The sequence below is a fragment of the Neisseria sp. CCUG12390 genome, assembly GCF_047837985.1.
Lineage (GTDB): Bacteria > Pseudomonadota > Gammaproteobacteria > Burkholderiales > Neisseriaceae > Neisseria.
This window is the reverse complement of the sequence record NZ_CP181244.1, coordinates 706,484-730,855: the sequence shown is the minus strand read 5'-3', so window position 1 is coordinate 730,855 and position 24,372 is coordinate 706,484. Positions and strand designations below refer to the sequence as shown.

Below are 24,372 nucleotides of genomic sequence, written 5' to 3'. Positions count from 1 at the left end.
TAAAGGGTAGAACTCTGTGTTACTCTAACGGAGTTCAGGCCGTCTGAAGATGACACTTTATTCTACCCTATTCCGAACTAACCACCTGTAAATATTTTATCTTATACCGATAAAACCAACCAAACAGGCTTTTTAGTCTTCAAAAAATACATTTGACAACCTGTTAATAAACGGATTAACGTTCATCAACCGCTACGAAATCACGGCGACCCTCACCTGTATACAACTGACGGGGACGACCGATTTTCAGCGATGGATCGCCAATCATCTCATGCCAATGGGAAATCCAGCCTACGCTGCGCGCCAAAGCGAAGATAACGGTAAACATCTCGGTCGGAATACCCAGTGCCGACAGAACGATACCCGAGTAAAAATCTACGTTTGGATACAGCTTGCGCTCAACAAAGAACGGATCTTTTAATGCAATCTGTTCCAGCTCCATCGCCAATTTGAATTTAGGACTGTCTTCCAATCCCAATTCTTTCAATACTTCGTAACAGGTTTCGCGCATAATGCTGGCACGCGGATCCATATTCCGGTAAACGCGGTGACCAAACCCCATCAAACGGTATTTCCGTTGTTTTACACCTTCCATATAGGCTTCTACATTGGAAACGTCGCCAATTTCGTCCAACATTTTCAATACCGCTTCATTGGCACCGCCGTGAGAAGCCCCCCACAGGCAGGCGATACCGGCAGCAATACAGGCAAATGGGTTCGCACCCGAAGAACCTGCCAAGCGAACGGTAGAGGTTGACGCATTTTGTTCATGGTCTGCATGCAGGATGAAAATACGGTCTAAGGCGCGTGCCAACACCGGGTTCGGCTTATATTCCTCACACGGCGTAGCAAACATCATATGCAGGAAGTTTTCTGCGTAAGTCAGATTGTTTTTCGGATAATTGAACGGCAGACCGTTTGAATAACGGTAACACATCGCTGCAATCGTCGGAATTTTGGAAATCAAACGATAGATGGCAACCTCGCGATGGGTAGGATCGGTAATATCCAAACTGTCTTGATAGAAAGCAGACAATGCACCCACTACACCCACCATCATTGCCATCGGATGCGCGTCACGGCGGAAACCCCGGAAGAACCAAGTCAGCTGCTCATGCACCATAGTATGGTGGCTGACGATATCGGTAAATTTCTTCTTCTGTTCCGCATTCGGCAGTTCGCCGTAAATCAACAGATAACAGACTTCCAGATAATCGGATTTCTCTGCCAGCTGCTCGATGGGATAACCGCGGTAATAAAGTAAACCTTCTTCACCATCAATGTAGGTAATTTTAGACTCGCAGCTTGCAGTTGATACAAAACCCGGGTCGTAAGAGAACAAACCAGTATTTTTAGTCAAAGTACGGATATCAATGACATCATGGCCTAATGATGCTTCCAATACCGGTAATTCCAATGCCTCTTGGTTTGGGGTGTTGAGTTTTACTGTTTTAGACATTCTCTGCTCCTTTATAAGATGGGGCTTTTATCGGTTTGCTTTACAGCAGGTCTTTTCAGACGGCCTATGAATATTTGCTGCGGTGTTTTTCACTGCAGCCCTACTCATTTGTTCTATGCCTGCCTGATTCTCTCAAGCAATGGAATCAGATGAGTTTTTTCGGTTTGTTTATGACCGTTGACCAATGCCAGCAAGTCTTGATCTTGAAACTCAAGAATTTCAACAAAGGCGGTCAATTCCTCATCGTTTAATTGCTCAAATTCTCTTTCCATAAACCTGCCGAGAACCAAATCAAGCTCTAATAGACCCCGGCGGGTTTGAAAACGGATTTTTCGTTTTGCAGTATCGTCAAATACCATTCTAGACTGCCCGTTTCAACATAATTTCTTTAATCTTACCGATTGCACGTGTAGGATTCAAGTGTTTCGGGCAAACGTCAACACAGTTCATAATGGTATGGCAACGGAACAAGCGATATGGGTCATTTAAATCGTCCAAACGCTCGTTGGTAATAGTATCCCGGCTGTCGGCGATAAAGCGGTAGGCATTCAGCAAACCGGACGGACCGACAAATTTGTCGGGGTTCCACCAGAACGAAGGACATGCAGTCGAACAACATGCGCACAAAATACATTCGTACAAACCGTCTAATTCTTTGCGCTCTTCTTGGCTTTGCAGGCGTTCTTTGTCCGAATCAATCGGTGTATCGTTCACCACATAAGGTTTAATCGAATGATATTGCTTGAAGAATTGGGTCATGTCCACAATCAGATCGCGGATGACGGGCAGCCCCGGCAACGGGCGGATTTTAACCGGCTGTTTCAGACTGCGGATATCGGTCAGACATGCCAAACCGTTTTTACCGTTGATGTTCATGCCGTCTGAACCGCAAATACCTTCGCGGCAGGAACGACGGAACGACAAGGTATCGTCTTGCGCTTTAAGCTTAACCAATGCATCCAGCAACTTCACGTCTGTTGGTTCGATTTCCAACTCGTATGTCTGCATATAAGGCTTCGCATCAACATCAGGGTTGTAGCGGTAAACTTCGAAACTTACTTTTTCCATGAGAAGTGTTCCTTTTCTCACGAGCGGCTTGATGAATATTGATAGAATTCAAACCGTCGGTGTAGGGTCATTTGTTCTAATATTTTCAGACGGCCTTTGTGCCGATAGGCCGTCTGAAACTGCATACATCAATAAACACGCTTGGCCGGCTCGATATAATCGACAGTCAACGGCTTAGTGTGTACGGGCTTATAGCTCAAGGTATTGGTCAATGAATGATACAGGGTATGCTTCATCCAGTTTTCATCATCACGTTCAGGATGGTCGTCTGAAGCATGCGCACCGCGAGATTCTTTGCGTGCTTCGGCTGAAACCAAAGTTGCCTTAGCCACTTCAATCAAGTTATCCAGCTCCAAAGCTTCAATACGCGCAGTATTCCAAACTTTGCTCTTATCTTTGATTTCAGTACGCTTGACACGCTCGGCAATGGCCAAAATCTCTTTGACACCCTTGCTCAAAATCTCATCGGTACGGAATACGCCGGCATGGAGCTGTACGGAACGCTGCAGTTCACGGCGTAATTCGTCAACATTTTCACCATCCGTTTGATTATTCAAACGTTCCAAACGTTGCTCAGTCAGTTGACCGGCATTCTCAGGCAATGCCTTCCACCCTTCTTGCTCACGGATGTATTTAATCATACTGTCGCCGGCAGATTTACCGAATACCACCAAGTCGAGCAGGGAGTTCGTACCCAAGCGGTTCGCACCGTGTACGGACGCGCAAGCACACTCACCGGCCGCATACAGGCCATTCACGCGTACTTCATATTCATCACCTTGCGGCACAATCACTTCACCCAGGTAGTTGGTCGGAATACCGCCCATCATATAGTGGGTAGTCGGCACAACGGGAATCGGGTCTTTAATCGGATCAATGCCGGCAAACTGAATGGAAATTTCGCGGATACCCGGCAATTTTTCCATAATTTTTTCGGCACCAATATGATCGATTTTCAGTAAAACATGATCTTTGTTTTTACCGCAACCGCGACCCTCATAGATCTCCATCGCCATCGCACGGGACACCACATCGCGAGAAGCCAAATCTTTTACCGTTGGCGCATAACGCTCCATAAAGCGTTCACCATTGGCATTCAACAGAATACCGCCTTCGCCACGCACACCTTCAGTAATCAATACACCCGCGCCGGCAACACCGGTCGGGTGGAATTGCCAAAACTCCATATCCTCCAATGGAATGCCCGCACGTGCACAAATACCCAAACCGTCGCCAGTATTCATAAAGGCATTGGTAGAGGAAGCATAGATACGCCCTGCTCCGCCCGTGGCAAACAATACGGCTTTCGCATGGAAGATATAAACATCGCCGCTTTCCATTTCCATCGCGGTCACGCCGACCACATCGCCATCTTCATTGCGAATCAGATCAAGTGCAGTCCATTCCACAAAAAACTGCGTATTGGCACGCACGTTTTGCTGATACAGCGTATGCAGCATGGCATGGCCAGTACGGTCAGCAACGGCACAAGCACGTTCTACCGCACGTTTGCCGTGTTCTGCCGTATGACCGCCGAACGGACGCTGGTAGATTTTGCCGCTTTCCACGCGGTCGAACGGCATACCCATGTGCTCCAATTCAATCACTGCTTCAGGTGCGGCGCGGCACATGAATTCAATTGCATCCTGGTCGCCCAGCCAGTCGGAACCTTTTACGGTATCGTACATATGCCAGTCCCAACGGTCTTCCTGCACATTACCCAAAGATGCGGAAATACCGCCCTGTGCCGCAACAGTATGCGAACGGGTCGGAAATACTTTCGACAATACGGCACAATTCAAACCGGATTTAGATAATTGGAGAGCAGCACGCAAACCTGCACCACCACCGCCGACAATCACGGCATCAAACTTACGGACAGGATATCCCATACTACATTACCCCCAAATCACTTGAACAGAATAGAACATACATGCCACCAACCATACGATGGTTGCAGCCTGCAAACACAAACGAATACCGAACGGCTTGATGTAGTCCATCCACAAATCTCGGATACCTACCCAAGCATGCCAAAACAGCGCAACAAAACTGATTTGGGTAAACAGTTTTACCCACGGATTATTCCAGAATACCCGCCATTCACCATGTTCGTTCGGCAGCAGCAACAAAAACGCCACCAATGCCACGGTATAAACCAGCATAATTACCGCGGTAACACGCTGCACTGCCCAATCTTTCAAGCCGTAATGGGCACCGGCCAATTTGCGATCTACCATAATAATGCTCCAATCACTACGGTCAAAGTCAACGAACATACCAACACAAGTTTGGCGGTCAAACGGGCGGTTTTCAGCTCCAGCCCCTTGTGCGCATCCAAAAACAAAAAGCGCGTACCGGCACATGCATGATGTAACAATGCCCACAGCAAAACAATCAAACCAAGCTTCACAATCGGATTGGAAATAAAATGGAGATAAGATTCAAATACCGATTCTCGCTCCAGCGATGCAGCGAGCAAACCTAAAAGAATAGGCAGGGTAATGAACAGGAGCACACCGCTGACCCGGTGCAGAATGGAAACAATCCCGGGAATCGGCAAACGGATTTTCGGGAGATCAAGATAGACTGGACGTGGTTTGGCAGCCATAAGTCTGTTCCTCTGAATTTATTTTTCTCAAAATGAAGTAGCAAAAAACTACAACGGATTACACTCGGTATAATTTACATGGTTTAGGGGCATTTGAACAGCCCAATTTGTGAACAATCTAATAAATTTTTACAAAAAAGAGACAAAATAATTTTATCGTATTTCTTTTTAACTAGTCCTTCTGTTTGATTTGCTAGATTGATTCGAAGCCCCAAACTCGGCTGGTTTAAATTTAAGAATAAAATGCCCCCTTGCAGCACTATGCAAATAGCAAATGGTTTATTATCTAATACTACCAATCAATATTCCGCTGTATCTATCAAGAGATACCTAAATTTACGAGGTTTCGGCTTATCATAAAAATGCATTCGATTGACGTATCTTATCATCCAATCCCTTATACTGTTTCTTAATTTTCCACCCTATTCCCATGTTTTAGCAGCCTAAAATGTGCAAATTGACATCTCATCAAAACGACCAAAAGGTTTTTTCTATGAGTAATTCATCAAACTTCACTTCCCCTGAAGATTACATTCCTAAATTCAGACGTAAGAAACTCGATGAACCCGGCTTTTTACGTAAACTTGGCCGTTTTGCCGGCAAATTGGGAGCTCCGGTAGTCCGCCAACTCTATGCGTTGTATTTCCTATGGAAGTCTCCGCATACCCCCAAACAAACGAAAATGATTATAGCGGGAGCCTTAATTTATTTTTTCAGTCCTATTGATACCATCCCTGATTTATTGGGTCCTTTAGGATTTACTGATGACATTGCTGTTATCACATTGGTTTACAGTCAAATGAAAGCTTATTTAACCGACGATATACGCGAACGAGCACGCCTTGCTACCTATAAAATTTTAGGTAAATAGTCAAAAAATCTGAACTGCACCCCAAAAGTTGGACCCCCCCCAACTTCGAAAGGTGCAGTTTTCTTATGTCCAAATATACACCAGACTTCAAATACCAAGCCGTACTTCATTACCATCAAGTGCACAGCCAACAGCGCACCGCAGAGCACTTCAACGTCTCACGCACACACCTGCGCCGTTGGATCGCCGCCTATCGGGAAGGCGGTATCGCCGCACTTCAACACCCGCAGGCTGCGCTGATGAAGACCAAACGCAAGAATCCCTTTATCGTCGACAAACCCGACCATGAAAAAACTCAGGCAGCGCTGATTGAAGAGTTACGCTACATGAGGGCGGAGAACGACTACCTAAAGCACATGAAAGCCCTCAACGAAAAGAACGCCGCCAAAGCTGCGAAACCGTTCAAACGTTGAGGGCGAAGCACCCGCTGAAATACCTGCTGCACAGTGCCGGCATACCCAAAAGCAGCTTTCATTACCACATCGGCAAACCCGATCCTGATATGGAAGCCAAAGCGGCAGTGAGTGAAGTCTATTACCGGCACAAAGGCCGCTACGGCCATCGGCGGATTGCCGCCGTATTGTCGTGGAACAAAAAGAAAGTACAGCGCATTATGAAACTATTGGGGTTAAAAGCCAAAGTGCGCAGTAAAAAAGCCTACCGTCCGCAAGTCATAGGAGAAACGTCGAAAAACATCCTTAAGCGTGCATTTACTGCCGATAAAGCGGGAGTAAAATGGCTGACCGATGTGACCGGGTTCAAATGCACAGACGGCAAACTGTACTTATCGCCGATATTGGATGTGTTCAACCGCGAGATTGTGGCTTATGCGGTCAGCAGAAAGCCGGACAGCAAGATGGTCATGAAGATGCTGGATAAGGCATTCGGCCGTCTGAAAGGGCAAACGCCGCTGCTGCATTCCGACCAAGGTGTGCTTTACCGAACCGAGGCTTATCGGACGAAACTGGCGGAGAGAGGGATTGTGCAGAGTATGTCGCGCAAAGGCAATTGCTGGGATAACGCACCGATGGAGCGTTTCTTCGGTACATTAAAAGAAGAGAGCTTCCATCAGGAAGGGGCGTTATCGGTGGCAGAATTGACCCAAGTGATAGATGATTACATACATTACTACAATCAGGTATGTAAGAAATAACCGCGTTGTTTACACAACAGGTTGAGAAAAATAATCCTCCAAAGTCTCAAAAGGCGTCCTGCCTTTCAAGCTGCCGTGCGGCTTGACCGTATTGTAGAAATTCACAAAGCGGCACAATTCCCTGCGCCGGTGTTGCGCATCGTCAAATGTCTGCTTATCGTGCCACATCTCCATCAGCGTCCGAATCACCCGTTCCGCTTTGCCGTTGGTCTGCGGACGCGCAATACGGGTAAACTTCTGCACGATGTTGTTGCGGCAGCAGGCAGCGCCAAACGGGTGGGATGCATTGCCTTTGTATTCCACTCCGTTGTCCGAGTATGCGCATTCGACGGTGTACGGGCAGCAGTCAATCACATCCCTCAACAGAAACTTGGCGGCACTGGCAGCCGTACGGTCGGGCAAGATGGCTGCGTACAGTTCGCGGGAGTAGTCGTCGATGGAGACAAACAGGTATTCGAACGGGTCGGCAACGCTTTGGTTTTTCAGCCGCGGCAACCGTTTGGTATCGAAATGCACCATTTCGCCGGGATAGGATTTGTTGTAGCGTTTAGCCTGTTTTTTGAGCTTTTCTTCGATGGCTTTTTCAACCTTAGCCAAACGTTTCATCCCGTATTTGGCTTGTTTGAACCGGTTGTTGGTACTGTTTTGCGGTGTGAGCAGCTGCAGCCGTGCGGCTTTGAGGATACGGTAGATGGTTACTCTGCTGACTTGGTATTGCCGGGCAAGTGAAGTAACGGTAATTTTATCCTGCGTATAGGCGCGCCAAACGGCTTGACGTTGGTGCGGTGTAAGTCGGGTATTTTTGTGGATGTTCATGGCAGTATTGTCTTTCAAATACTGTAAACAACGCTAGCTTTTCTTACATCAGGCCGTCTGAAAATAAACGCCATGCGTTTACAAAGCCGAAAACCTACTCGATATTCTGCACCTGTTCGCGCATCTGCTCGATTAACACTTTCAATTCCACCGAAGCCTGCGTGCATTCGGCGGCAACGGCTTTGCTGCCCAAGGTATTGGCTTCGCGGTTAAGCTCCTGCATCAGGAAATCCAGGCGTTTGCCGACGCTGCCTTTGCCCTCGGTTACGATACGGCGCACTTCGGCGATGTGGGTGCGCAGGCGGCTGAACTCTTCGTCCACGTCGGATTTTTGGATAAACAGCGCAAATTCCTGCTGCAAACGGTCGTTGTCGATATTTTCCACCACCTTTTTCAGACGGCCTCTGACTTTTTCCATGTGCGCTTCGAGCAGGCTGGGAAAAAGTTCGCCCAAGGCATCGACGATTTCCTCCATTCCGTCAAGGCGTTGCCGCAAATGGTCGGCCAGTTTCTGCCCCTCGCGCTTGCGTGCGGCGGCGAAATCTTTCAAAGCCTGTTTCAACAAATCCTGCACGGCTTTGGCAAATGCTTCCGCGTCTTCGCTTTGGCTCGCCAGCACGCCCGGAAATTTCAGAATATCGGCCACGGTCAGCTTGCCCAAACCGTCGAACTGACCGCGCCATTTCATATTTAAATCAGCAAGTTGCGCCACCAAATCCTGATTCACCTCCAAACCTTGCGCGGCTTGGGCGATGTCTTGGATCTGAATGCGGCATTCCAATTTGCCGCGCACGGCTTCGGCGGCAATCTGCTCGCGCAACGTGCCTTCCAAATGGCGCAAATCGTCGGGCATACGGAACTGCACGTCCAAATAGCGGTGGTTGACCGCGCGGATTTCCAAATTGATGCGTTTGCTGCCGCATTCCCCTGCGGCATTGGCAAAGCCGGTCATACTGCGGATGGTCATGGTTTTACTCCGTTTCTACATTACGAGTGAAAGTGGGGGTCAATATACCATAGCGGCCAAGCCGACGATAGGCCGTCTGAACAGTCCGGCAAGCCCGAAGCTGCTATAATCGCCCTGTTTTTATTATTAAGGAATGTCCCATGAGCCACCCTATCCGCACCGCCCGCGCCGCCGACAGCCTGCGCGAGATCCGCATCACGCCCGACTTTCTGCCGCATGCCGACGGCTCGGTCTTAATCGAATGCGGCAACACCAAAGTCATCTGCACCGCATCCGTTGACGAAAACGTGCCGCCGTTTCTGCGCGGTAAAAACCAAGGCTGGGTCACGGCGGAATACGGCATGCTGCCTGCCTCCACCGCCAGCCGTATGCGCCGCGAAGCCGCCGCGGGCAAACAGTCCGGCCGCACACAGGAAATCCAGCGTTTAATCGGCCGTTCGCTGCGCGCCGTGGTCGATATGGAAAAACTGGGCGAACGCCAGATTCTGATTGACTGCGACGTGATTCAGGCCGACGGCGGCACGCGCACGGCTTCGATTACCGGCGCATTCGTCGCCCTGCAAATGGCGGTCAATAAATTACTTTCAGACGGCCTGATTGCGGAAAACCCGATTCGTGAGGCGGTTGCCGCGGTGTCGGTCGGCGTGGTCGGCGGCGTTCCCCTGCTGGATTTGGATTATCCCGAAGACTCGGGCTGCGACAGCGATGTGAACATTGTGATGACTGCTTCGGGCAAAATCATCGAAATCCAGGGCACGGCGGAAGGCGCGCCCTTCAGTCTCGACGAATTGTCCGCACTGATTGCGCTCGGGCAGAAAGGCATTGCCGAGCTGGTGCAACACCAGCAGAAGGCATTGCAGAAATAAAAAAACGAGACCTTGGCAAAGTCCGGAAGTATTCGAAAATCGCTAATCCGTCATTTCCGTACAGACGGGAATGACGGATGCAGACAGCCGGATACAACCTGAGTTTATAAAGGTATCAAACCATCAGGTCGTCTGAAAAATAATCTGCCGCGCTGTTGGCAATTCTTCCGAAAATCCGACGGTTTTCCGAACAGCCAAACAGCCGGCACACCATTTTCAGACGGCCTGAACAACACAACAATAGGGAGAAACGCATCTCATGGATATTTTCGATTCCCTGTTCGCGCAATATCAAGGCGTGGCGGCATGGCTGGTCGCGCTGGAACTCGTTGCCGTGGTCTGCGGGATGGCCAGCGTCTGGCTGATACGCAAAGGCAGCGTCTGGGGCTTTCCCGTCGGCATCGTCAGCACCGCCGGATTCGTGTGGCTACTGTGGATATACGCGCTGTTCGGCGATATGCTGATCAACGCGTATTACACCGTGTTGGGCGTGTACGGCTGGGCACAATGGTCACGGCAGCAAAGCGCGGATAACGGTTTCCGGGTCTCGCCGTTTACCGCACGCGATGCGCGGGTCTGTGCGGCTTTGGCCGTATTCAGCACGGCCTTCGTCGGCGCGGTGTACTGGTTCAAACCGTATATCAACAACGGCTTTTCGTGGCACGGCGTTACCGCCGGTTTTGCCCATTTCACTTGGCTCGACTACACCGATATTTTCACCACCGCGCTGTTTCTCATCGCCATGTGGCTGATGGCGGAACGCAAAATCGCCCATTGGATTGTGTGGATTGTGGCCGACGCGGTGTCCGTGCCGCTGTATTTTTACAAAGGGCTGACCTTCAGCGCGTTCCAATATGTGGTGTTCACTTTGATTGCCGTCAGCGGATATTCAGCATGGAAAAAAATCTTACGCAAACAGGCGGCCGAATCCGCCGCGTCGCGGTAATCGGCCCCGAATCTACGGGCAAAACCACGCTGGCCCAGGCTTTGGCGCAGCGGTTCGACACCGAGTGGGTGCCCGAATACATGCGCGGATACTGCCAGAAACTGTGGGACGAAGAGCGGCAAATCTGCCGTTGGGCGGATTTGCTGCCGATTGCCGCAGGGCAGATGCAGTCTGAAAACCGGCTGGCCGAAACCGCGCGGAATTTTCTGTTTTGCGATACCTGTTTGTGGGAATTGGTGGTGTATGCCTATCTGTATTTCGGCGATTGTCCGCCCGAACTGGAAGCCGCCGCAGCCGCCTCGCATTACGATGCCGTGTTCCTGACCGACATCGATGTGCCGTGGGTAGCCGACGATTTGCGCGACAGGCCGCAGGAGCGGGAAAAAGTGTCGGCTCTGTTTCGGGATTATCTAAACCGCCGCAACATTCCGTTTACGCTGCTCAGCGGTCCGCACGGACACCGTTTGCGGCAGGCGGAAAACGTACTCAAACCGTTTCTGCACGATTAAACGCCAGAGGCCGTCTGAAAAGTTTTCAGACGGCCTCGGACAATTGCTCTGCCCCACCCTTCGATACCGAAAAACACGCCGACATTGTCAACAATATAACGAAATGACCGCCTTTTCCGGACAATTGTGCCGCGCAGCCGAATTAATCCGCCCCCAACCTTGAATTTTATGTAAAAAATAGTAATAATAGCTGAACTTTTCTCACCAACGCAGCAACAAACCGCTGCCCCAACTCCCAAAGAAAGCACGAAAAAAATGGCGTTAATCGTACAAAAATACGGCGGCACCTCGGTCGGTTCCGCCGAACGCATTAAAAACGTAGCCAACCGTGTTGCCAAAGCCCGCGCCGAAGGGCACGACGTTGTCGTCGTGGTATCGGCCATGAGCGGCGAAACCAACCGCCTGGTTGCGCTGGCACACGAAATGCAGAATACGCCCGACCCGCGCGAGTTGGACGTTGTCTTGTCCACCGGCGAACAGGTTACCATCGGCCTCTTGGCCATGGCCTTGAAAAACATCGGCGTGGACGCGAAAAGCTACACCGGCTGGCAGGTCGCCCTGAAAACCGACACCGCCCACACCAAAGCCCGCATCGAAAGCATCGACGACGAAAAAATGCGCGCCGACCTGAAAGCCGGACGCGTGGTCATCGTCGCCGGTTTCCAAGGCATCAGCAGCGAAGGCGACATCTCCACCTTAGGCCGCGGCGGTTCGGATACCTCCGCCGTGGCGTTGGCCGCCGCACTCAAAGCGGACGAATGCCAAATCTATACCGACGTGGACGGCGTGTACACCACCGACCCGCGCGTGGTTCCCGAAGCGCGCCGTCTGGACACCATCACGTTTGAAGAAATGCTGGAGCTGGCCAGCTTAGGCTCGAAAGTTCTGCAAATCCGTTCCGTAGAATTCGCCGGAAAATACAAAGTACGCCTGCGCGTATTGAGCAGCCTGCAAGACGGCGGCAACGGCACCTTAATTACCTTTGAAGAGGACGACAACATGGAAAGAGCTGCCGTAACCGGTATTGCCACCGATAAAAACCAAGCCCGCATCAACGTGCGCGGCGTACCTGACAAACCGGGCGTAGCCTACCAAATCCTGGGCGCGGTGGCCGATGCCAACATCGAAGTCGACATGATTATCCAAAATGTCGGTTCGGAGGGTACCACCGACTTCTCGTTTACCGTTCCGCGCGGCGATTACAAAGCCACACTGAGCCTGTTGAACAATTTGAAGGACAGCATCGGCGCAGCGGATATCGACGGCGACGACACCGTATGCAAAGTGTCCGTAGTGGGCATGGGTATGCGCTCGCACGTCGGCGTGGCGGCGAAACTGTTCCGCACTTTGGCGGAAGAAAGCATCAATATCCAAATGATTTCTACGTCTGAAATCAAAGTATCGGTATTGATCGACGAGAAATATATGGAACTGGCCACCCGCGTTTTGCACAAAGCCTTTGAACTGGAAAAATAATCCGTTCCGATTGAAAACAGGCCGTCTGAAAGTCAAATCCTTTCAGACGGCCTGTCTGTTTTTACAAAATGCCCGAATGTTTCCGGGACACTTTAAGGTCAATTAAACGGGCAATACCTTCGGCACTAACTAAAGACTTCCGGTATGCAGAAAAACATTGCAAAGCATTCCGGCCTAAACGTGATTGTCTTAACAACAATCAAACCGTCATGCTGTCCTATCAGGTCTATCCCCAATAGGACAGCCGCCGAACATTGCCATCTTTCAGCCGGTAAAAGCCCGTTCTCAAGCTTCCATCTGATCGGCTTGGATGGCGGTCAGCGCGATGGTGTACACGATGTCGTCTACCAATGCGCCGCGCGACAAATCGTTGACCGGTTTGCGCAAACCTTGCAGCATCGGGCCGACGCTCAATACGTTGGCGTTGCGTTGTACGGCTTTGTAGGTACAGTTGCCGGTGTTCAAATCGGGGAACACCAACACGGTAGCCTGACCTGCCACCGCGCTGTTCGGTGCTTTGGATTTGGCTACGCTCGGTACGGTGGCCGCGTCGTATTGCAGCGGGCCGTCAATCGCCAGATCAGGGCGTTTTTGTTGCGCGATTTGGGTGGCTTGCGCCACGGCTTCCACATCGGGACCCGCGCCGGAAGTGCCGGTCGAGTAGGAAATCATCGCCACTTTCGGCTCGATGCCGAAGGCTTTGGCGGAATCGGCGGACTGAATGGCGATGTCGGCCAGTTGTTCCGGCGTAGGATTCGGGTTCACCGCGCAGTCGCCGTAAACCAATACCTGATTCGGCAGCAGCATGAAGAAAATGCTCGATACCAAGCTCGCGCCCGGTGCGGTTTTAATCAGCTGCAAAGCCGGACGGATGGTGTTGGCGGTGGTGTGAACCGCACCGGAAACCAAGCCGTCGACATCATTTTGCGCCATCATCATGGTACCCAGCACCACGGTATCCTGAAGCTGCTCGCGCGCCTGCTCTTCGGTCAGCCCTTTGCTCTTGCGCAGCTCGCACATCGGCGCAACGTATTGCTCGATTAAGTCGGCAGGATCGATGATTTCCAAAGAATCCGGCAGATTGATGTGGCGTTCTTTCGCCACGGCCTCGACCTCGGCACGCGGTGCCAGCAATACGCAGCGGGCGATGCCTTTTTCATGACAAATCGCAGCGGCCTGCACGGTACGCGGTTCCGCGCCTTCAGGCAACACGATGCGCTTGTTGGCTTTGCTTGCGCTGTTCATCATGTTCACGCGGAATTGCGACGGCGACAGGCGGCTTTGCGCACGGTTGACCAATTCTTTCACATCGCCCAATTGTTCGGTCGAACCGAAAAAGGTCAAACCGGTTTGTTCGGCGGCAGCCTGACCCACGCCCGGCGCGGCGTTGTCCAACACGAAACCGGCCAACACGCCCGGTGCGGTGATGTAGGATTGTTTGGCCAGATTCAGTTTCTGCACGACGTCGTCAACGTCGGTTTCGCACAATTCACCCTCTTCGTCGCACGCGCCCACAGCGAACACCACCGCCGCATCCAGCGACAAGGCCAGTTCAAAGTTTTTGGTGGCCAGGAATACTTTGTCGGCATTCGGACGGATACCTTTAATCACCACGTTTTCCGCATTCATTTCGCTGATTTTGCCGACCAGCGCGTCCAGCCAGTCGTCGCTTTTGCCTTGCGCCAGCAGCTTTTCGCCGAAGCCGTTTTCATCCAACGCGCGCAGGACTTGCGCGTTCGGCAGCGCAGCAGCCAGAGCCTGAGTGGTCGCCCAGCTGTCGATGCGGGCGGAAACGGGTACAACCAATACGTTTGACATGTTTGTTCCTTTTCGTGGAATAAAAAAGAGAGAAATTCGCGCTTATTTTAGCACTTCGGCGCAGCGGTTTGCACCGATTGCAAACGAATTTCGAGTGAAACCGACATAATTTTGCCCGAAATCAGATAAAGGCAGGCAGGTTAAGGCCTTTAAAAAATCCGTAATCCATACCAATCAATAAGGCCGTCTGAAAAGAAACGATACTTTTCAGACGGCCTTGCCCATCATGTCATTTTCTTCACAAGCCTCAATCGCCCATCGCAGCCAACAATTCGGCCTGATGTTCGGCAATCAGCGCATTGGTCAGCTCTTCCAAATCGCCGTCCATGATGAAATCCAGCTTGTGCAGCGTCAGGTTGATGCGGTGATCGGTCACGCGGCCTTGCGGGTAGTTGTAGGTGCGGATGCGTTCGCTGCGGTCGCCGCTGCCGATGAGCGATTTGCGTTCGGCGGCTTCTTTGGCCTGCGCTTCGCGCTTTTGCGCGTCGTTCAGGCGTGCGGCCAAGACTTTCATCGCCTGCGCTTTGTTGGCGTGTTGGCTTCGTCCGTCTTGGCATTCCACCACCATGCCGGTCGGCAGGTGGGTAATGCGCACGGCGGAATCGGTTTTGTTGATGTGCTGGCCGCCCGCACCGCTGGCGCGGAAGGTATCGATGCGCAAATCGGCCGGGTTCAGCTCGATGTCTTCCAACTCGTCAGCTTCGGGCATGACCGCCACGGTACAGGCCGAAGTGTGGATACGTCCCTGACTTTCGGTAGCCGGAACGCGCTGCACGCGATGGCCGCCCGACTCGAATTTCAGACGGCTGTACGCGCCGAGTCCGACAATGCGCGCAATCACTTCCTTATAGCCGCCCAGTTCGCTTTCGTTGGCCGACACGATTTCCACCTGCCAGCGGTTTCGCTCGGCATAGCGGCTGTACATCCGCAGCAAATCGCCGGCAAACAAAGCCGCTTCGTCGCCGCCCGTCCCTGCGCGCACTTCGATGAAAATGTTTTTGTCGTCGTCGGCATCTTTGGGCAGCAGCAGCTTTTGCAGCTCGACATCCAATTCTTCAATCAGTGCATTGGCTGCTTCGATTTCTTCGGCGGCAAATTCTTTCATATCGGGGTCGGACAGCATTTCCTGCGCATCGGCCAAATCGCTTTGCGCCTGACGGTATTTCTGGAACACTTCCACCACCGGCGTCAGCTCCGCGTGTTCGCGCGTGAGCTTGCGGTAGTTGTCCATATCGTCGGCGGCTTCGGGCTGGCCGAGCAGATGGGTGACTTCTTCCAAGCGTTCGCTGAGTTGTTGTAATTTTTCTAAAATCGATGGTTTCATAATTTTTTACGGTGAATGAAAGGCAAAAACCTTCGCAAAATTCAGATTAAACCTGAAAATCTATGTCCGTCGTTCCCGCTCAGGCGGGAATCTGGAATCTTAACTTTCTGTAATTTTTAAATATTCCTGAATCTGTCAGGTCCGGATTCCCGCCTGCGCGGGAATGACGGCTAAAGTTTCAGATGGAAATTTTTAATTTTGCAAAGGTCTCATGCCGTCTGAAAGGTTTTCAGACGGCATGGTATCGAGCCGACATTATAATGGATTTTACCCGCCGGCAAACCAATCGGTTGATTTTTTCAGACGGCCTCACGGTTCAGCAGAATGTCCAGATTCCGCTCGGTATGCGCCGCCACTTCCGCGGTATCCGCGCCGCGCAGTTCCGCCACGATTTCGGCGCTTGTGCGCACATTGGCCGGCGTATTGACCTCATCGCGCAGCATAAACGGACTGTCGGTTTCCAGCACCATATCGCCCCAATCCAACTGCGCCGCTGCCTGCCGCACTTTTTTTGCGTTCGGGTTCAAAAGCAGCGAACCGATGCCGATTTTAAAACCGCAGCGCAACAAAATCCGCGCCTCTTCCATGCTGCCGGAAAACGCGTGCGCAATGCCGCCCCGGGTAAAACCGCTCTGCTTCACCGCTTCGGCAACCGCCGCCGTGGCTTTGACGTTGTGCACAATCACAGGCCGCGCAAGGCGTTGCGCCAGTTCGAGCTGGCGGCAGAATGCTTCGACCTGCCGCTGTTTTTGCGTTTCAGACGGCCTATTCACCAGAAAATCCAAGCCGGTTTCGCCGACCCAAGCCTGCGGATATTGCCGCAACAGGCGTTCGAGTTCGGCAAAATCCTGCGGCGCGGCGGCTTCGGCAAACCACGGATGAATGCCCAAAGCGATGTGGATGCGGCTTTCAGACGGCCTTTCCGTCTGCGTCAGGCGCACGACATCCGCCCAATCGCCGCGCTGCGTGGCGGGGACGATAAAACGGGTTACGCCCTGCTGCGCCGCTTGCGCCAAAATTTCGGACAAGCGGTTTTGGAACGCAGGATCGGCAAGGTGGCAATGGCTGTCGGTAAAATTCATCTCAAAGGCCGTCTGAACATTGGAACTCGAACCACATTTTCAGACGGCCTCAACCAAACCGAGCGCGTGCAGTTTTTGCCGCACGGTTTCGGCGTTCCAACCGTTCGACACGGCCAACGTCAGCAGCGCGGTGGCGGTTTCGAGGTTGCATTTGCCGCCGTTCACCACACCTGCCCGTCGCAGCGCGCTGCCTTGTGCGTACACCGCTGCGGCGCACCCTTGCTGCACCTGGCTGATGTTGAGCAACAAGCCGCCGCGTGCGGTGAAGGTTTGCACGGCTTCGATAAGCCCTTTGTCGCTCGGCGCATTGCCGTGGCCGTAGCTTTGCAGAATCACGGCTTGGGCGGCGGTGTGGTTCAGGCCGTCTGAAAAATGGTTCACGGCAAAACCGGGCGTCAGCGTTTGGCAGACAACCCGCGCCTCGGGATTCAGCGGTAAAACTTTGAGGCCGTCGGAAACGGATTCGGTGCGCTTTTCAGACGGCCTTGCGACCAACTGAAAACCGTCCGACTCATTCCATTGCGCCCACGCGCCGAAATGCGGATTGTCGAACCCAGCGGCGGTTTCGGTGCTGACCTTGCTGCTGCCGACGGCGGGATAAATTTTGCCGTTGAAGGCAATCAACACTTGCGGCAACGCCGTTTCAAACGCGGCGACGGCGGTGGCCAGATTCAGCGGCGCGTCGCTGTCGGGCGCATCATACGGCCATTGTGAGCCGGTGAATACCACGGGTTTGTCCAAGCCCTGCAGCGCGAGTGCGAACAGATTGGCGGTGTAGGCCATCGTGTCCGTACCGTGCAGAACCAGCACGCCGTCGCAGTGCGGTAGTTTTTCGGCCAAAATGTCCAGCCAGTCGCGCCAGTTTTCCAGCGTTACGGCGGAGGAATCAATCAGCGGCTCGCAGACATGCCAGTCGAACTCGAGGCCGTCTGAAAACGGCTGCAGGGCCTTGCCGACCAATTCGGTATCGGGGTGCAGGCCGTCGCTGCTTTGGCTCATGCCGATGGTGCCGCCCGTATAAAGGACGAAGATTTTTTGCGTCATGGGGTTGTCTCCAAAATAAGGCCGTCTGAAAACAGCGGGCAGGATTCGCTGTTTTCAGACGGCCTATTTAACTATATTTTCAGTATCGGTTCAATCAGCCCTGCTTCTGCCCAAACCGCTTTCCGAGCGGGAAGTATGTTCGAACAACCTTGGATACCCACATATGGCAATAAAAAAGCATCTGATAAAACAGATGCTTTTGAATCGATAGGCAGAACAGGTTTAAGTATCCGCTTTGGCTCCGGCTTTTTTTGCCGCCCGCGCCGCTTTCCGTTTTTGGCGCAGTTCGGAAAGTTTTTCACGATAAAAACGGATACGCTGACGCTTGCGCCACCAAAACCACAGCAAGACCGCCGCACCGATGCCGATGACCACAAACAGCCCGGATTGGAAACTGTGAACCTTGGCCATCAGCCAGTCAATGTTGTTCGCGCCGTAATCCCCCAGATAAATCCACACGGGCACGGAAATCAAGGCAGCCAGGCCGTCCATCATCAAAAAGCGCATGTACGATACTTTGCGGCTGATACCGGCGGTAATGTAAATCGGGGTGCGCAGGCCGGGCAGGAAACGGGCGACAAACAGCACCCAGTTGCCGTATTTATCGAATTTCTCCTGCACTTGGGCGTATCGTTTCGGCGTCATCACGCGTGCAATCGGTTTGAATTGCAGGATTTTGTGTCCCCAAATGCGTCCGGCGGCGAACATGCAGCCGTCGCCGGCCAAGACGCCGAGCATCCCCACAACCACCATGATATGCACATTGGTATAGCCCAAACCGGAAATCACGCCGCCGGTTACCAAAGTGACGTCTTCGGGAATAGGCACACCGAAGCCGCACGCCAGCAGCACCAAAAATACTGCGGCATAACCGTATTCAACGAAAAAAGCTTCCAAAAACGCAAACATCGGTAAGAGGTTCTCACAGTGAAATTATTCTGACAGGCCTTTCAGACGGCCTGGTATTTGATTGCGGCATCACCGCCTGTTGAATACCGCTATTCTACCAACAGATAAGGCCGTCTGAAAGCGGAACAAGCCGATTTCATCAAATATTCGTCAAATTAACCAAAACCAGGAAAAAGGCGGCCGAATCCGGCCGCCTTCGTCAGTTTGATTCCGCCAAAATCGGAATTATTTTTTTGCCCCCTGAATCGCGGCGGCGATGCGTTCCGCGCCTTTTTTCGCCCAGTCGGCCTGTTTCGCCTCCACCATCACGCGCACGACCGGCTCGGTGCCCGAAGCGCGCAAGACCACGCGGCCTTTGCCTTCCAGCTCTTTTTCCACTTCGGCCAATACTTCTTTGCTGGCTTCCTGCCAGTTTTGGCCTTTTTGGATTCGCACATTGATCATGGTTTGCGGAAACGGCTGCCAATCGGCGCATACGGTGGCCAAATCCTGACCCAGCACTTGCAGCGCGGCCAGCACTTGCAGCGCGGAAATCAGACCGTCGCCGGTATTGTGTTTGTCCATACACAAAATATGGCCGCTGGCTTCGCCGCCGATGAGCCAGCCGCGCTGGTGCAGCTGTTCCAATACATAGCGGTCGCCGACTTTGGCGCGGCAGAAGTTCACACCCTGCTCGTTCAAAGCGATTTCCATGGCCATATTGGTCATGACCGTACCGACCACGCCGCCGATTTCCACGCCTTCGCGCGCACGCGCTTTGGCGATGACGTAAATCAGGCTGTCGCCGTCGTACACTTTGCCGTTTTTATCCACCATCATCAGGCGGTCGCCGTCGCCGTCAAGCGCGATGCCGTAGTCGGCTTCGTTTTGCAACACGGCCGCCTGCAGGGTTTTCGTATGGGTCGCACCGCATTTTTCGTTGATGTTGTAGCCGTTCGGTTCATCGCCGATGGGCACGACTTTGGCACCGAGTTCGTGGAACACTTTGCCGGCCACGTCGTAGCCAGCACCGTTGGCGGTATCGACCACCAGTTTCAAACCGCGCAAGTCCATATTGGCCGGGAAGGTCGATTTGCAGAATTCGATGTAGCGGTCGTCCGCACCGCTGATACGGCGGGCGCGCCCCAATTTGTCGGACGGCAGGGTTTTCATTTCCTGATCGATTTTGGCTTCGATTTCCAACTCGATTTCATCGGAAAGTTTCACACCGCCCTCGGCAAAAAATTTGATGCCGTTGTCGGAATACACATTGTGCGACGCGGAAATCATCACACCCGCCGACAAACGCAGCGCACGGGTCAGGTAAGCGACGCCCGGAGTCGGCAGCGGGCCGGTCTGGATTACGTTCACGCCGGCAGCGGTGAAACCGGCAATCAAAGCCGCTTCGAGCATATAGCCGGAAATACGCGTGTCTTTACCGATCAATACGGTCGGCTTCTGCTCGGCATCGTGCTGCACCAGCACCTGACCGGCCGCATAACCCAGTTTCAACACAAATTCCGGGGTAATCGGAAATTGACCCACTTCACCGCGCACGCCGTCGGTACCGAAATATTTTTTTGCCATGAAGACTGCTCCGTTATTTTAAAATTGGAAAATTATATAAAGGGATAAGTGACCAAACAGACAAAATCTGCCTAACGCGTTTAGATGCCGTCTGAAAGGTATAGTTTCATCATCGTTGCTTTCAAAAATCCGGCGGCCCCGTTTTTCAGACGGCCTGAGCATAAACAGACACTCACACGCCCAGCACCTGCCACACTTTCAGCGCATCCTCCGTCGCTTTGACATCATGCACACGGACAATCTGCGCTCCGCGTGCCACCGCAGCCAAAGCCGCCGCCACGCTGCCGTGGATTCTTTCAGACGGCCTTTGTCCGCCTGTGATTTCGCCTATCATCCGCTTGCGCGAAACACCGATTAACACGGGCAAACCCGTTTCGCGCATCAATTCGGGCAGACGGTGCATCAGCTCTATATTATGCTGCAGCGTTTTGCCGAAGCCGAAGCCCGGGTCGAGCGTGATGCGGTTTGCGGCAATGCCGGCGGCGGTACACGCGGCAACGCGCCCGTTCAGATAACGCGCCACTTCGCCGACCACATCCCGATACTGCGGATTATCCTGCATGGTTTCCGGCAAGCCCTGCATGTGCATCAGGCAAATACCGGTGTCGGGATAACGCGCCAACACCTCCACCGCACCCTCATCGGTCAACGCAGCAACATCATTGATGATGTCCGCCCCGCCCTGTTCCAGAGCCAGCCGCATAATCTCCGCGCGGCGCGTATCCAAACTCACCGGCACATTCCATTTGCCGATTTCCACCAACACCGGCTGCACGCGCCGCCATTCTTCTTCGGGCGGCACAAAATCCGCGCCCGGCCGCGTCGACTCGCCGCCGATGTCGAGAATGTCCGCCCCGTCTTTCAAAAGCTGCTCGGCATGACGCAAGGCCGTCTGAATATTTTTCGAATACGTACCGCCGTCTGAAAACGAATCGGGGGTCAGATTAACAATGCCCATAATTTTCGGTTCGGCCAAATCAATCTTGAAACGCCCTGCCTGCCAAATGGTCTGCGTCATCACTACTCCTATTGAACCGTTAAACCTTGAATACCGCATTATAACAGGCCGTCTGAAACACTTGGAATATTCAGACGGCCTAATGAAAAAATTGTCAACAATCCGGCTTTATGCCACAATCCGAATATCTTTTCAGCCCGCAAAATGATGAGGAAATCCCATGTACCGACACGTCGAATTCTACCCCGGCGACCCGATTCTGAGTTTGGTCGAAGTTTACAACAACGATACCCGTCCCGAAAAAGTCAATTTGGGTATCGGCATTTATTTTGACGGCGAAGGCAAAATGCCGGTATTGCAGTCGGTGCGCCAAGCCGAGGTAAAACGTGCCGCCGAGCCGCACACCAGCCCGTATCTGCCAATGGAAGGCCTGGCCTCCTACCGTGAAGCGGTACAGAATCTGCTGTTTGGTGCAGACAATCCTGCGGCCAAAGAAGGCCGCATTGCCACCATCCAGACTTTGGGTGGTTCGGGCGCATTGAAAGTCGGTGCCGACTTTCTCCGCCGCTGGTTTCCGAATGCCAAAGCCTACGTCAGCGACCCGACTTGGGACAACCACAAAGGCATTTTTGAAGGCGCGGGTTTCGAAGTCGGCACTTACCCTTATTACGATCCGGCCACAATCGGCGTGAAATTCGATGAAATGGTGTCGTTTTTTGAAACGCTGCCGGAACACAGCGTGCTGATTCTGCATCCTTGCTGCCACAATCCGACCGGCGTGGACATGAGCGAAGCGCAATGGGATAAAGTGTTGGAAGTGATTCGGGCGCGCGGCCTGATTGCGTTTATGGACATCGCCTACCAAGGCTTCGGCGAAGATTTGGACAGCGATGCCTACGCCATCCGCAAAGCCGCGGAAATGGGGCTGCCGCTGTTCGTCAGCAATTCGTTTTCCAAAAACCTGTCGCTTTACGGCGAACGCGTCGGCGGCCTGAGCGCGGTTTGTCCGACCAAAGAAGAAGCGGATTTGGTATTCGGCCAGTTGAAATTCACGGTGCGCCGGATTTATTCCAGCCCTGCCGCCCACGGCGCATATATTGCCGCCGATGTGATGAATACGCCCGAAACCTTTGCTTTGTGGCAGAGCGAAGTCTATGCCATGCGCGACCGCATCCGCGCCATGAGACAGCGTTTGTACGAAGTATTGACCGAAAAAGTCCCGAACCGGGATTTCAGCTATTTTGTCAAACAGCGCGGCATGTTCAGCTACACGGGGCTGAATCCCGCCCAAGTCGAACGCCTGCGCGAAGAATTCGCCGTATATCTGGTCGGCTCCGGCCGCATGTGCGTGGCCGGCCTGAACCCGTCCAACATCGGATACGTTGCCGATGCCTTCGCCGAAGTGCTGAAATAAAGCAGTGATTTGAAGTAAATCAAAAGGCCGTCTGAAAAAACTTCTCTTTTCAGACGGCCTCTTACATAATAATCTCTTGGCAATAATCTCTTGGCGCACCCGACTGGGATCGAACCAGCGACCTTCAGCTTCGGAAACTGACGCTCTTCCAACTGAGCTACGGGTACGGAAAAACGTAAGATTAGCCTAAATTTCGGCATTTGGCAAAACTTATGTGCCAAGTGAATGAAAGGCTACATACGGCAACAAAGCCCACCCTGAAGAATATCCTATATTTTACAAATCGTTATCAGGAAAAACAGGGCTGATTTCAAAGTTTTTTGCACAATTTCGAGCATATTGATTGGAAAGCACCTGTTATTTCAGTATAATCCAGCAAAATATTGTTAATTGCGTTTAACAAACCAACGATAACCTTACAGCACAACCTAACCTAACGGCGAGGCCTACCAAATGAAACAACTCAGCAACAGCAAAGCCCAAGGCTCAGCATTGTTCACTCTTGTGAGCGGTATTGTTATTTTGCTCGCGACCGTATTTTTCTTCATCAAACTGGCCGGCAGCGGATCATTCAGCGACGTTGACCAAACCACCGAATCCGCCACCCAAACCCGTATCCAGCCGACCGGCCAAATCGCTTTGGGCGACGGTATTCCTGTAGGCGAACGCCAAGGCGAAGCCATCTTCAATAAAATCTGTATCCAATGCCACGCGACCGACAGCATTGTGCCTAATGCACCGCGCCTGGAAAACAACGGTGACTGGGCACCGCGTATCGCCCAAGGCTTCGATACTATGTTCAACCACGCACTCAACGGCTTCAATGCCATGCCGGCCAAAGGTGGCGCAGCCGACCTGACCGACCAAGAGTTGAAACGCGTGATTACCTTCATGGCAAACAAATCAGGCGGCTCTTTCCCTAATCCTGACGAAGCCGCTGCCGCACCTGCCGATGCAGCCGCTTCCGGTACTGCCACACCAGCCGAAACTGCGGCTTCAGGCACTGCCTCCGCACCCGCACCAGCTGCCGATACCGCGTCACCTGCGGTTTCAGGGGTGGACGGTAAAGCCGTTTACGACGGTTTGTGCATGGCTTGTCACGGTTCCGGCGTCGCAGGTGCACCGAAAGTCGGTGATGCTGCGGATTGGAAAGCACGTCTTGCCCAAGGTAAAGACACTTTGTACAAACACTCTATCGAAGGCTTTACCGGTTCGAAAGGCATGATGCCTGCCAAAGGCGGTAATCCTGCATTAACCGACGAAGAAGTCAAGGCTGCTGTCGACTATATGATTAAATAAATCCGAACGGCATACCCTAAAAATCAAAACGCACCGTTACAACGGTGCGTTTTTTATTTCCTGTATTTTGGACAAACAAACAAAACGAGACCTTTAAAAACTCAACTTAAGCCAAATCATCATACGGATTTCCAGTACAGCCAAGCGGCTTGATTGAGCGGATATTTTTTAGCCGCTAAAGATTGGCCGAATACTGACACCCAAAACGGGTTTCCC

The 24,372-nt window shown here is 52.4% G+C and carries 24 protein-coding genes and 1 tRNA gene; 9 read left to right on the top strand and 16 right to left on the bottom strand.

Features of this window, described 5'->3' with window-relative positions:
- Nucleotides 1-175: 175 nt before the first annotated feature.
- The 6 genes from gltA to sdhC form a co-directional block, all read right to left on the bottom strand.
- The gene (gene gltA / locus ACM67E_RS03380) at nt 176-1,459 is read right to left on the bottom strand and encodes a citrate synthase (RefSeq protein ID WP_416192214.1); all 1,284 of its coding nucleotides are present in this window, start codon (nt 1,457-1,459) and stop codon (nt 176-178) included.
- 113 nt (nt 1,460-1,572) lie between these two features.
- The gene (locus ACM67E_RS03375; RefSeq protein ID WP_416192213.1) at nt 1,573-1,818 is read right to left on the bottom strand and encodes a succinate dehydrogenase assembly factor 2; all 246 of its coding nucleotides are present in this window, start codon (nt 1,816-1,818) and stop codon (nt 1,573-1,575) included.
- Between the two features lies 1 nt (nt 1,819).
- Nucleotides 1,820-2,527 carry a succinate dehydrogenase iron-sulfur subunit gene (locus ACM67E_RS03370; RefSeq protein ID WP_416192212.1) on the bottom strand — a complete coding sequence of 236 codons (708 nt, stop codon included), beginning with the start codon at nt 2,525-2,527 and terminating at the stop codon, nt 1,820-1,822.
- Between the two features lie 128 nt (nt 2,528-2,655).
- Complete coding sequence (gene sdhA, locus ACM67E_RS03365) at nt 2,656-4,419, bottom strand: succinate dehydrogenase flavoprotein subunit (protein WP_416192211.1); 1,764 nt, start codon at nt 4,417-4,419, stop codon at nt 2,656-2,658.
- A gap of 6 nt (nt 4,420-4,425) precedes the next feature.
- Nucleotides 4,426-4,767 (bottom strand): succinate dehydrogenase, hydrophobic membrane anchor protein, encoded by a 342-nt coding sequence (sdhD, locus tag ACM67E_RS03360; RefSeq protein ID WP_416192210.1) that lies wholly within the window; start codon nt 4,765-4,767, stop codon nt 4,426-4,428.
- Complete coding sequence (sdhC, locus tag ACM67E_RS03355; protein WP_416192209.1) at nt 4,761-5,138, bottom strand: succinate dehydrogenase, cytochrome b556 subunit; 378 nt, start codon at nt 5,136-5,138, stop codon at nt 4,761-4,763. Before sdhC ends, sdhD begins: the two co-directional genes overlap by 7 nt.
- A 493-nt stretch (nt 5,139-5,631) precedes the next feature.
- Here sdhC and ACM67E_RS03350 point away from each other — a divergent pair, with 493 nt between their 5' ends.
- The 3 genes from ACM67E_RS03350 to ACM67E_RS03340 all read left to right on the top strand — a co-directional run bounded on the left by ACM67E_RS03350 (nt 5,632) and on the right by ACM67E_RS03340 (nt 7,162).
- Nucleotides 5,632-6,009 carry a YkvA family protein gene (locus ACM67E_RS03350; RefSeq protein WP_416192208.1) on the top strand — a complete coding sequence of 126 codons (378 nt, stop codon included), beginning with the start codon at nt 5,632-5,634 and terminating at the stop codon, nt 6,007-6,009.
- A 65-nt stretch (nt 6,010-6,074) separates the two neighbouring features.
- On the top strand, nt 6,075-6,422 hold the full coding sequence (locus tag ACM67E_RS03345; RefSeq protein WP_416192207.1) for a helix-turn-helix domain-containing protein: 348 nt from the start codon (nt 6,075-6,077) through the stop codon (nt 6,420-6,422).
- Complete coding sequence (locus ACM67E_RS03340) at nt 6,419-7,162, top strand: IS3 family transposase (protein WP_416192206.1); 744 nt, start codon at nt 6,419-6,421, stop codon at nt 7,160-7,162. The genes ACM67E_RS03345 and ACM67E_RS03340 overlap by 4 nt, the downstream gene beginning before the upstream one ends.
- Before the next feature lie 9 nt (nt 7,163-7,171).
- On the opposite strand, the gene ACM67E_RS03335 is transcribed toward ACM67E_RS03340, so the two are convergent.
- Nucleotides 7,172-7,978 (bottom strand): integrase core domain-containing protein, encoded by an 807-nt coding sequence (locus ACM67E_RS03335; RefSeq protein WP_416192205.1) that lies wholly within the window; start codon nt 7,976-7,978, stop codon nt 7,172-7,174.
- Nucleotides 7,979-8,072: 94 nt separating this feature from the next.
- Nucleotides 8,073-8,945, bottom strand: coding sequence for a YicC/YloC family endoribonuclease (locus ACM67E_RS03330; RefSeq protein ID WP_416192204.1), 873 nt, complete (start codon nt 8,943-8,945; stop codon nt 8,073-8,075).
- A 140-nt stretch (nt 8,946-9,085) separates the two neighbouring features.
- On the opposite strand from ACM67E_RS03330, the gene rph reads away from it, so the two are divergent.
- From rph to ACM67E_RS03310, 4 genes are all read left to right on the top strand, one after another.
- The gene (gene rph / locus ACM67E_RS03325; RefSeq protein WP_416192203.1) at nt 9,086-9,811 is read left to right on the top strand and encodes a ribonuclease PH; all 726 of its coding nucleotides are present in this window, start codon (nt 9,086-9,088) and stop codon (nt 9,809-9,811) included.
- A 259-nt stretch (nt 9,812-10,070) separates the two neighbouring features.
- On the top strand, nt 10,071-10,757 hold the full coding sequence (gene pnuC / locus ACM67E_RS03320; RefSeq protein ID WP_416192202.1) for a nicotinamide riboside transporter PnuC: 687 nt from the start codon (nt 10,071-10,073) through the stop codon (nt 10,755-10,757).
- Entirely contained in the window at nt 10,706-11,266 is a 561-nt protein-coding gene (locus tag ACM67E_RS03315) for an AAA family ATPase (protein ID WP_416192201.1), read from the top strand. Before pnuC ends, ACM67E_RS03315 begins: the two co-directional genes overlap by 52 nt.
- Nucleotides 11,267-11,521: 255 nt before the next feature.
- Nucleotides 11,522-12,742, top strand: a complete 1,221-nt coding sequence (locus ACM67E_RS03310; RefSeq protein ID WP_416192200.1) for an aspartate kinase — start codon at nt 11,522-11,524, stop codon at nt 12,740-12,742.
- A 285-nt stretch (nt 12,743-13,027) separates the two neighbouring features.
- Here ACM67E_RS03310 and pta read toward each other — a convergent pair whose 3' ends face one another.
- The 7 genes from pta to folP all read right to left on the bottom strand — a co-directional run bounded on the left by pta (nt 13,028) and on the right by folP (nt 21,503).
- A complete protein-coding gene (gene pta, locus ACM67E_RS03305) occupies nt 13,028-14,560 on the bottom strand; it encodes a phosphate acetyltransferase (protein WP_416192199.1) in 1,533 nt (510 codons plus the stop codon).
- Nucleotides 14,561-14,807: 247 nt separating this feature from the next.
- On the bottom strand, nt 14,808-15,884 hold the full coding sequence (gene prfA / locus ACM67E_RS03300) for a peptide chain release factor 1 (protein WP_416192198.1): 1,077 nt from the start codon (nt 15,882-15,884) through the stop codon (nt 14,808-14,810).
- Between the two features lie 299 nt (nt 15,885-16,183).
- Nucleotides 16,184-16,966: a TatD family hydrolase gene (locus ACM67E_RS03295; RefSeq protein ID WP_416192197.1), complete on the bottom strand. Its 783-nt coding sequence runs from the start codon at nt 16,964-16,966 to the stop codon at nt 16,184-16,186.
- Nucleotides 16,967-17,005: 39 nt separating this feature from the next.
- The gene (locus ACM67E_RS03290; protein WP_416192196.1) at nt 17,006-18,010 is read right to left on the bottom strand and encodes an asparaginase; all 1,005 of its coding nucleotides are present in this window, start codon (nt 18,008-18,010) and stop codon (nt 17,006-17,008) included.
- A gap of 222 nt (nt 18,011-18,232) precedes the next feature.
- Complete coding sequence (locus ACM67E_RS03285) at nt 18,233-18,919, bottom strand: DedA family protein (protein ID WP_416192195.1); 687 nt, start codon at nt 18,917-18,919, stop codon at nt 18,233-18,235.
- 225 nt (nt 18,920-19,144) lie between these two features.
- A complete protein-coding gene (glmM, locus tag ACM67E_RS03280) occupies nt 19,145-20,485 on the bottom strand; it encodes a phosphoglucosamine mutase (RefSeq protein ID WP_416192194.1) in 1,341 nt (446 codons plus the stop codon).
- Nucleotides 20,486-20,657: 172 nt separating this feature from the next.
- Nucleotides 20,658-21,503, bottom strand: a complete 846-nt coding sequence (gene folP, locus ACM67E_RS03275; protein ID WP_416192193.1) for a dihydropteroate synthase — start codon at nt 21,501-21,503, stop codon at nt 20,658-20,660.
- Between the two features lie 160 nt (nt 21,504-21,663).
- Here folP and ACM67E_RS03270 point away from each other — a divergent pair, with 160 nt between their 5' ends.
- Nucleotides 21,664-22,857, top strand: coding sequence for an aromatic amino acid transaminase (locus ACM67E_RS03270; protein ID WP_416192192.1), 1,194 nt, complete (start codon nt 21,664-21,666; stop codon nt 22,855-22,857).
- 91 nt (nt 22,858-22,948) lie between these two features.
- Here ACM67E_RS03270 and ACM67E_RS03265 read toward each other — a convergent pair.
- A tRNA-Arg gene (locus ACM67E_RS03265) sits at nt 22,949-23,024 on the bottom strand.
- Between the two features lie 286 nt (nt 23,025-23,310).
- Between ACM67E_RS03265 and ACM67E_RS03260 the strand changes: the two genes are divergently transcribed.
- Complete coding sequence (locus ACM67E_RS03260; RefSeq protein WP_416192191.1) at nt 23,311-24,156, top strand: c-type cytochrome; 846 nt, start codon at nt 23,311-23,313, stop codon at nt 24,154-24,156.
- Nucleotides 24,157-24,372: the final 216 nt, after the last annotated feature.

Excerpts from the sequence above, each read along its gene's own strand:
- gltA (WP_416192214.1), bottom strand. The coding sequence starts at position 1,459 with ATGTCTAAAACAGTAAAACTCAACACCCCAAACCAAGAGGCATTGGAA.
- ACM67E_RS03375 (WP_416192213.1), bottom strand. The coding sequence starts at position 1,818 with ATGGTATTTGACGATACTGCAAAACGAAAAATCCGTTTTCAAACCCGC.
- ACM67E_RS03370 (WP_416192212.1), bottom strand. The coding sequence starts at position 2,527 with ATGGAAAAAGTAAGTTTCGAAGTTTACCGCTACAACCCTGATGTTGAT.
- sdhA (WP_416192211.1), bottom strand. The coding sequence starts at position 4,419 with ATGGGATATCCTGTCCGTAAGTTTGATGCCGTGATTGTCGGCGGTGGT.
- sdhD (WP_416192210.1), bottom strand. The coding sequence starts at position 4,767 with ATGGTAGATCGCAAATTGGCCGGTGCCCATTACGGCTTGAAAGATTGG.
- sdhC (WP_416192209.1), bottom strand. The coding sequence starts at position 5,138 with ATGGCTGCCAAACCACGTCCAGTCTATCTTGATCTCCCGAAAATCCGT.
- ACM67E_RS03350 (WP_416192208.1), top strand. The coding sequence starts at position 5,632 with ATGAGTAATTCATCAAACTTCACTTCCCCTGAAGATTACATTCCTAAA.
- ACM67E_RS03345 (WP_416192207.1), top strand. The coding sequence starts at position 6,075 with ATGTCCAAATATACACCAGACTTCAAATACCAAGCCGTACTTCATTAC.
- ACM67E_RS03335 (WP_416192205.1), bottom strand. The coding sequence starts at position 7,978 with ATGAACATCCACAAAAATACCCGACTTACACCGCACCAACGTCAAGCC.
- ACM67E_RS03330 (WP_416192204.1), bottom strand. The coding sequence starts at position 8,945 with ATGACCATCCGCAGTATGACCGGCTTTGCCAATGCCGCAGGGGAATGC.
- rph (WP_416192203.1), top strand. The coding sequence starts at position 9,086 with ATGAGCCACCCTATCCGCACCGCCCGCGCCGCCGACAGCCTGCGCGAG.
- pnuC (WP_416192202.1), top strand. The coding sequence starts at position 10,071 with ATGGATATTTTCGATTCCCTGTTCGCGCAATATCAAGGCGTGGCGGCA.
- ACM67E_RS03315 (WP_416192201.1), top strand. The coding sequence starts at position 10,706 with ATGGAAAAAAATCTTACGCAAACAGGCGGCCGAATCCGCCGCGTCGCG.
- ACM67E_RS03310 (WP_416192200.1), top strand. The coding sequence starts at position 11,522 with ATGGCGTTAATCGTACAAAAATACGGCGGCACCTCGGTCGGTTCCGCC.
- pta (WP_416192199.1), bottom strand. The coding sequence starts at position 14,560 with ATGTCAAACGTATTGGTTGTACCCGTTTCCGCCCGCATCGACAGCTGG.
- prfA (WP_416192198.1), bottom strand. The coding sequence starts at position 15,884 with ATGAAACCATCGATTTTAGAAAAATTACAACAACTCAGCGAACGCTTG.
- ACM67E_RS03295 (WP_416192197.1), bottom strand. The coding sequence starts at position 16,966 with ATGAATTTTACCGACAGCCATTGCCACCTTGCCGATCCTGCGTTCCAA.
- ACM67E_RS03290 (WP_416192196.1), bottom strand. The coding sequence starts at position 18,010 with ATGACGCAAAAAATCTTCGTCCTTTATACGGGCGGCACCATCGGCATG.
- ACM67E_RS03285 (WP_416192195.1), bottom strand. The coding sequence starts at position 18,919 with ATGTTTGCGTTTTTGGAAGCTTTTTTCGTTGAATACGGTTATGCCGCA.
- glmM (WP_416192194.1), bottom strand. The coding sequence starts at position 20,485 with ATGGCAAAAAAATATTTCGGTACCGACGGCGTGCGCGGTGAAGTGGGT.
- folP (WP_416192193.1), bottom strand. The coding sequence starts at position 21,503 with ATGACGCAGACCATTTGGCAGGCAGGGCGTTTCAAGATTGATTTGGCC.
- ACM67E_RS03270 (WP_416192192.1), top strand. The coding sequence starts at position 21,664 with ATGTACCGACACGTCGAATTCTACCCCGGCGACCCGATTCTGAGTTTG.
- ACM67E_RS03260 (WP_416192191.1), top strand. The coding sequence starts at position 23,311 with ATGAAACAACTCAGCAACAGCAAAGCCCAAGGCTCAGCATTGTTCACT.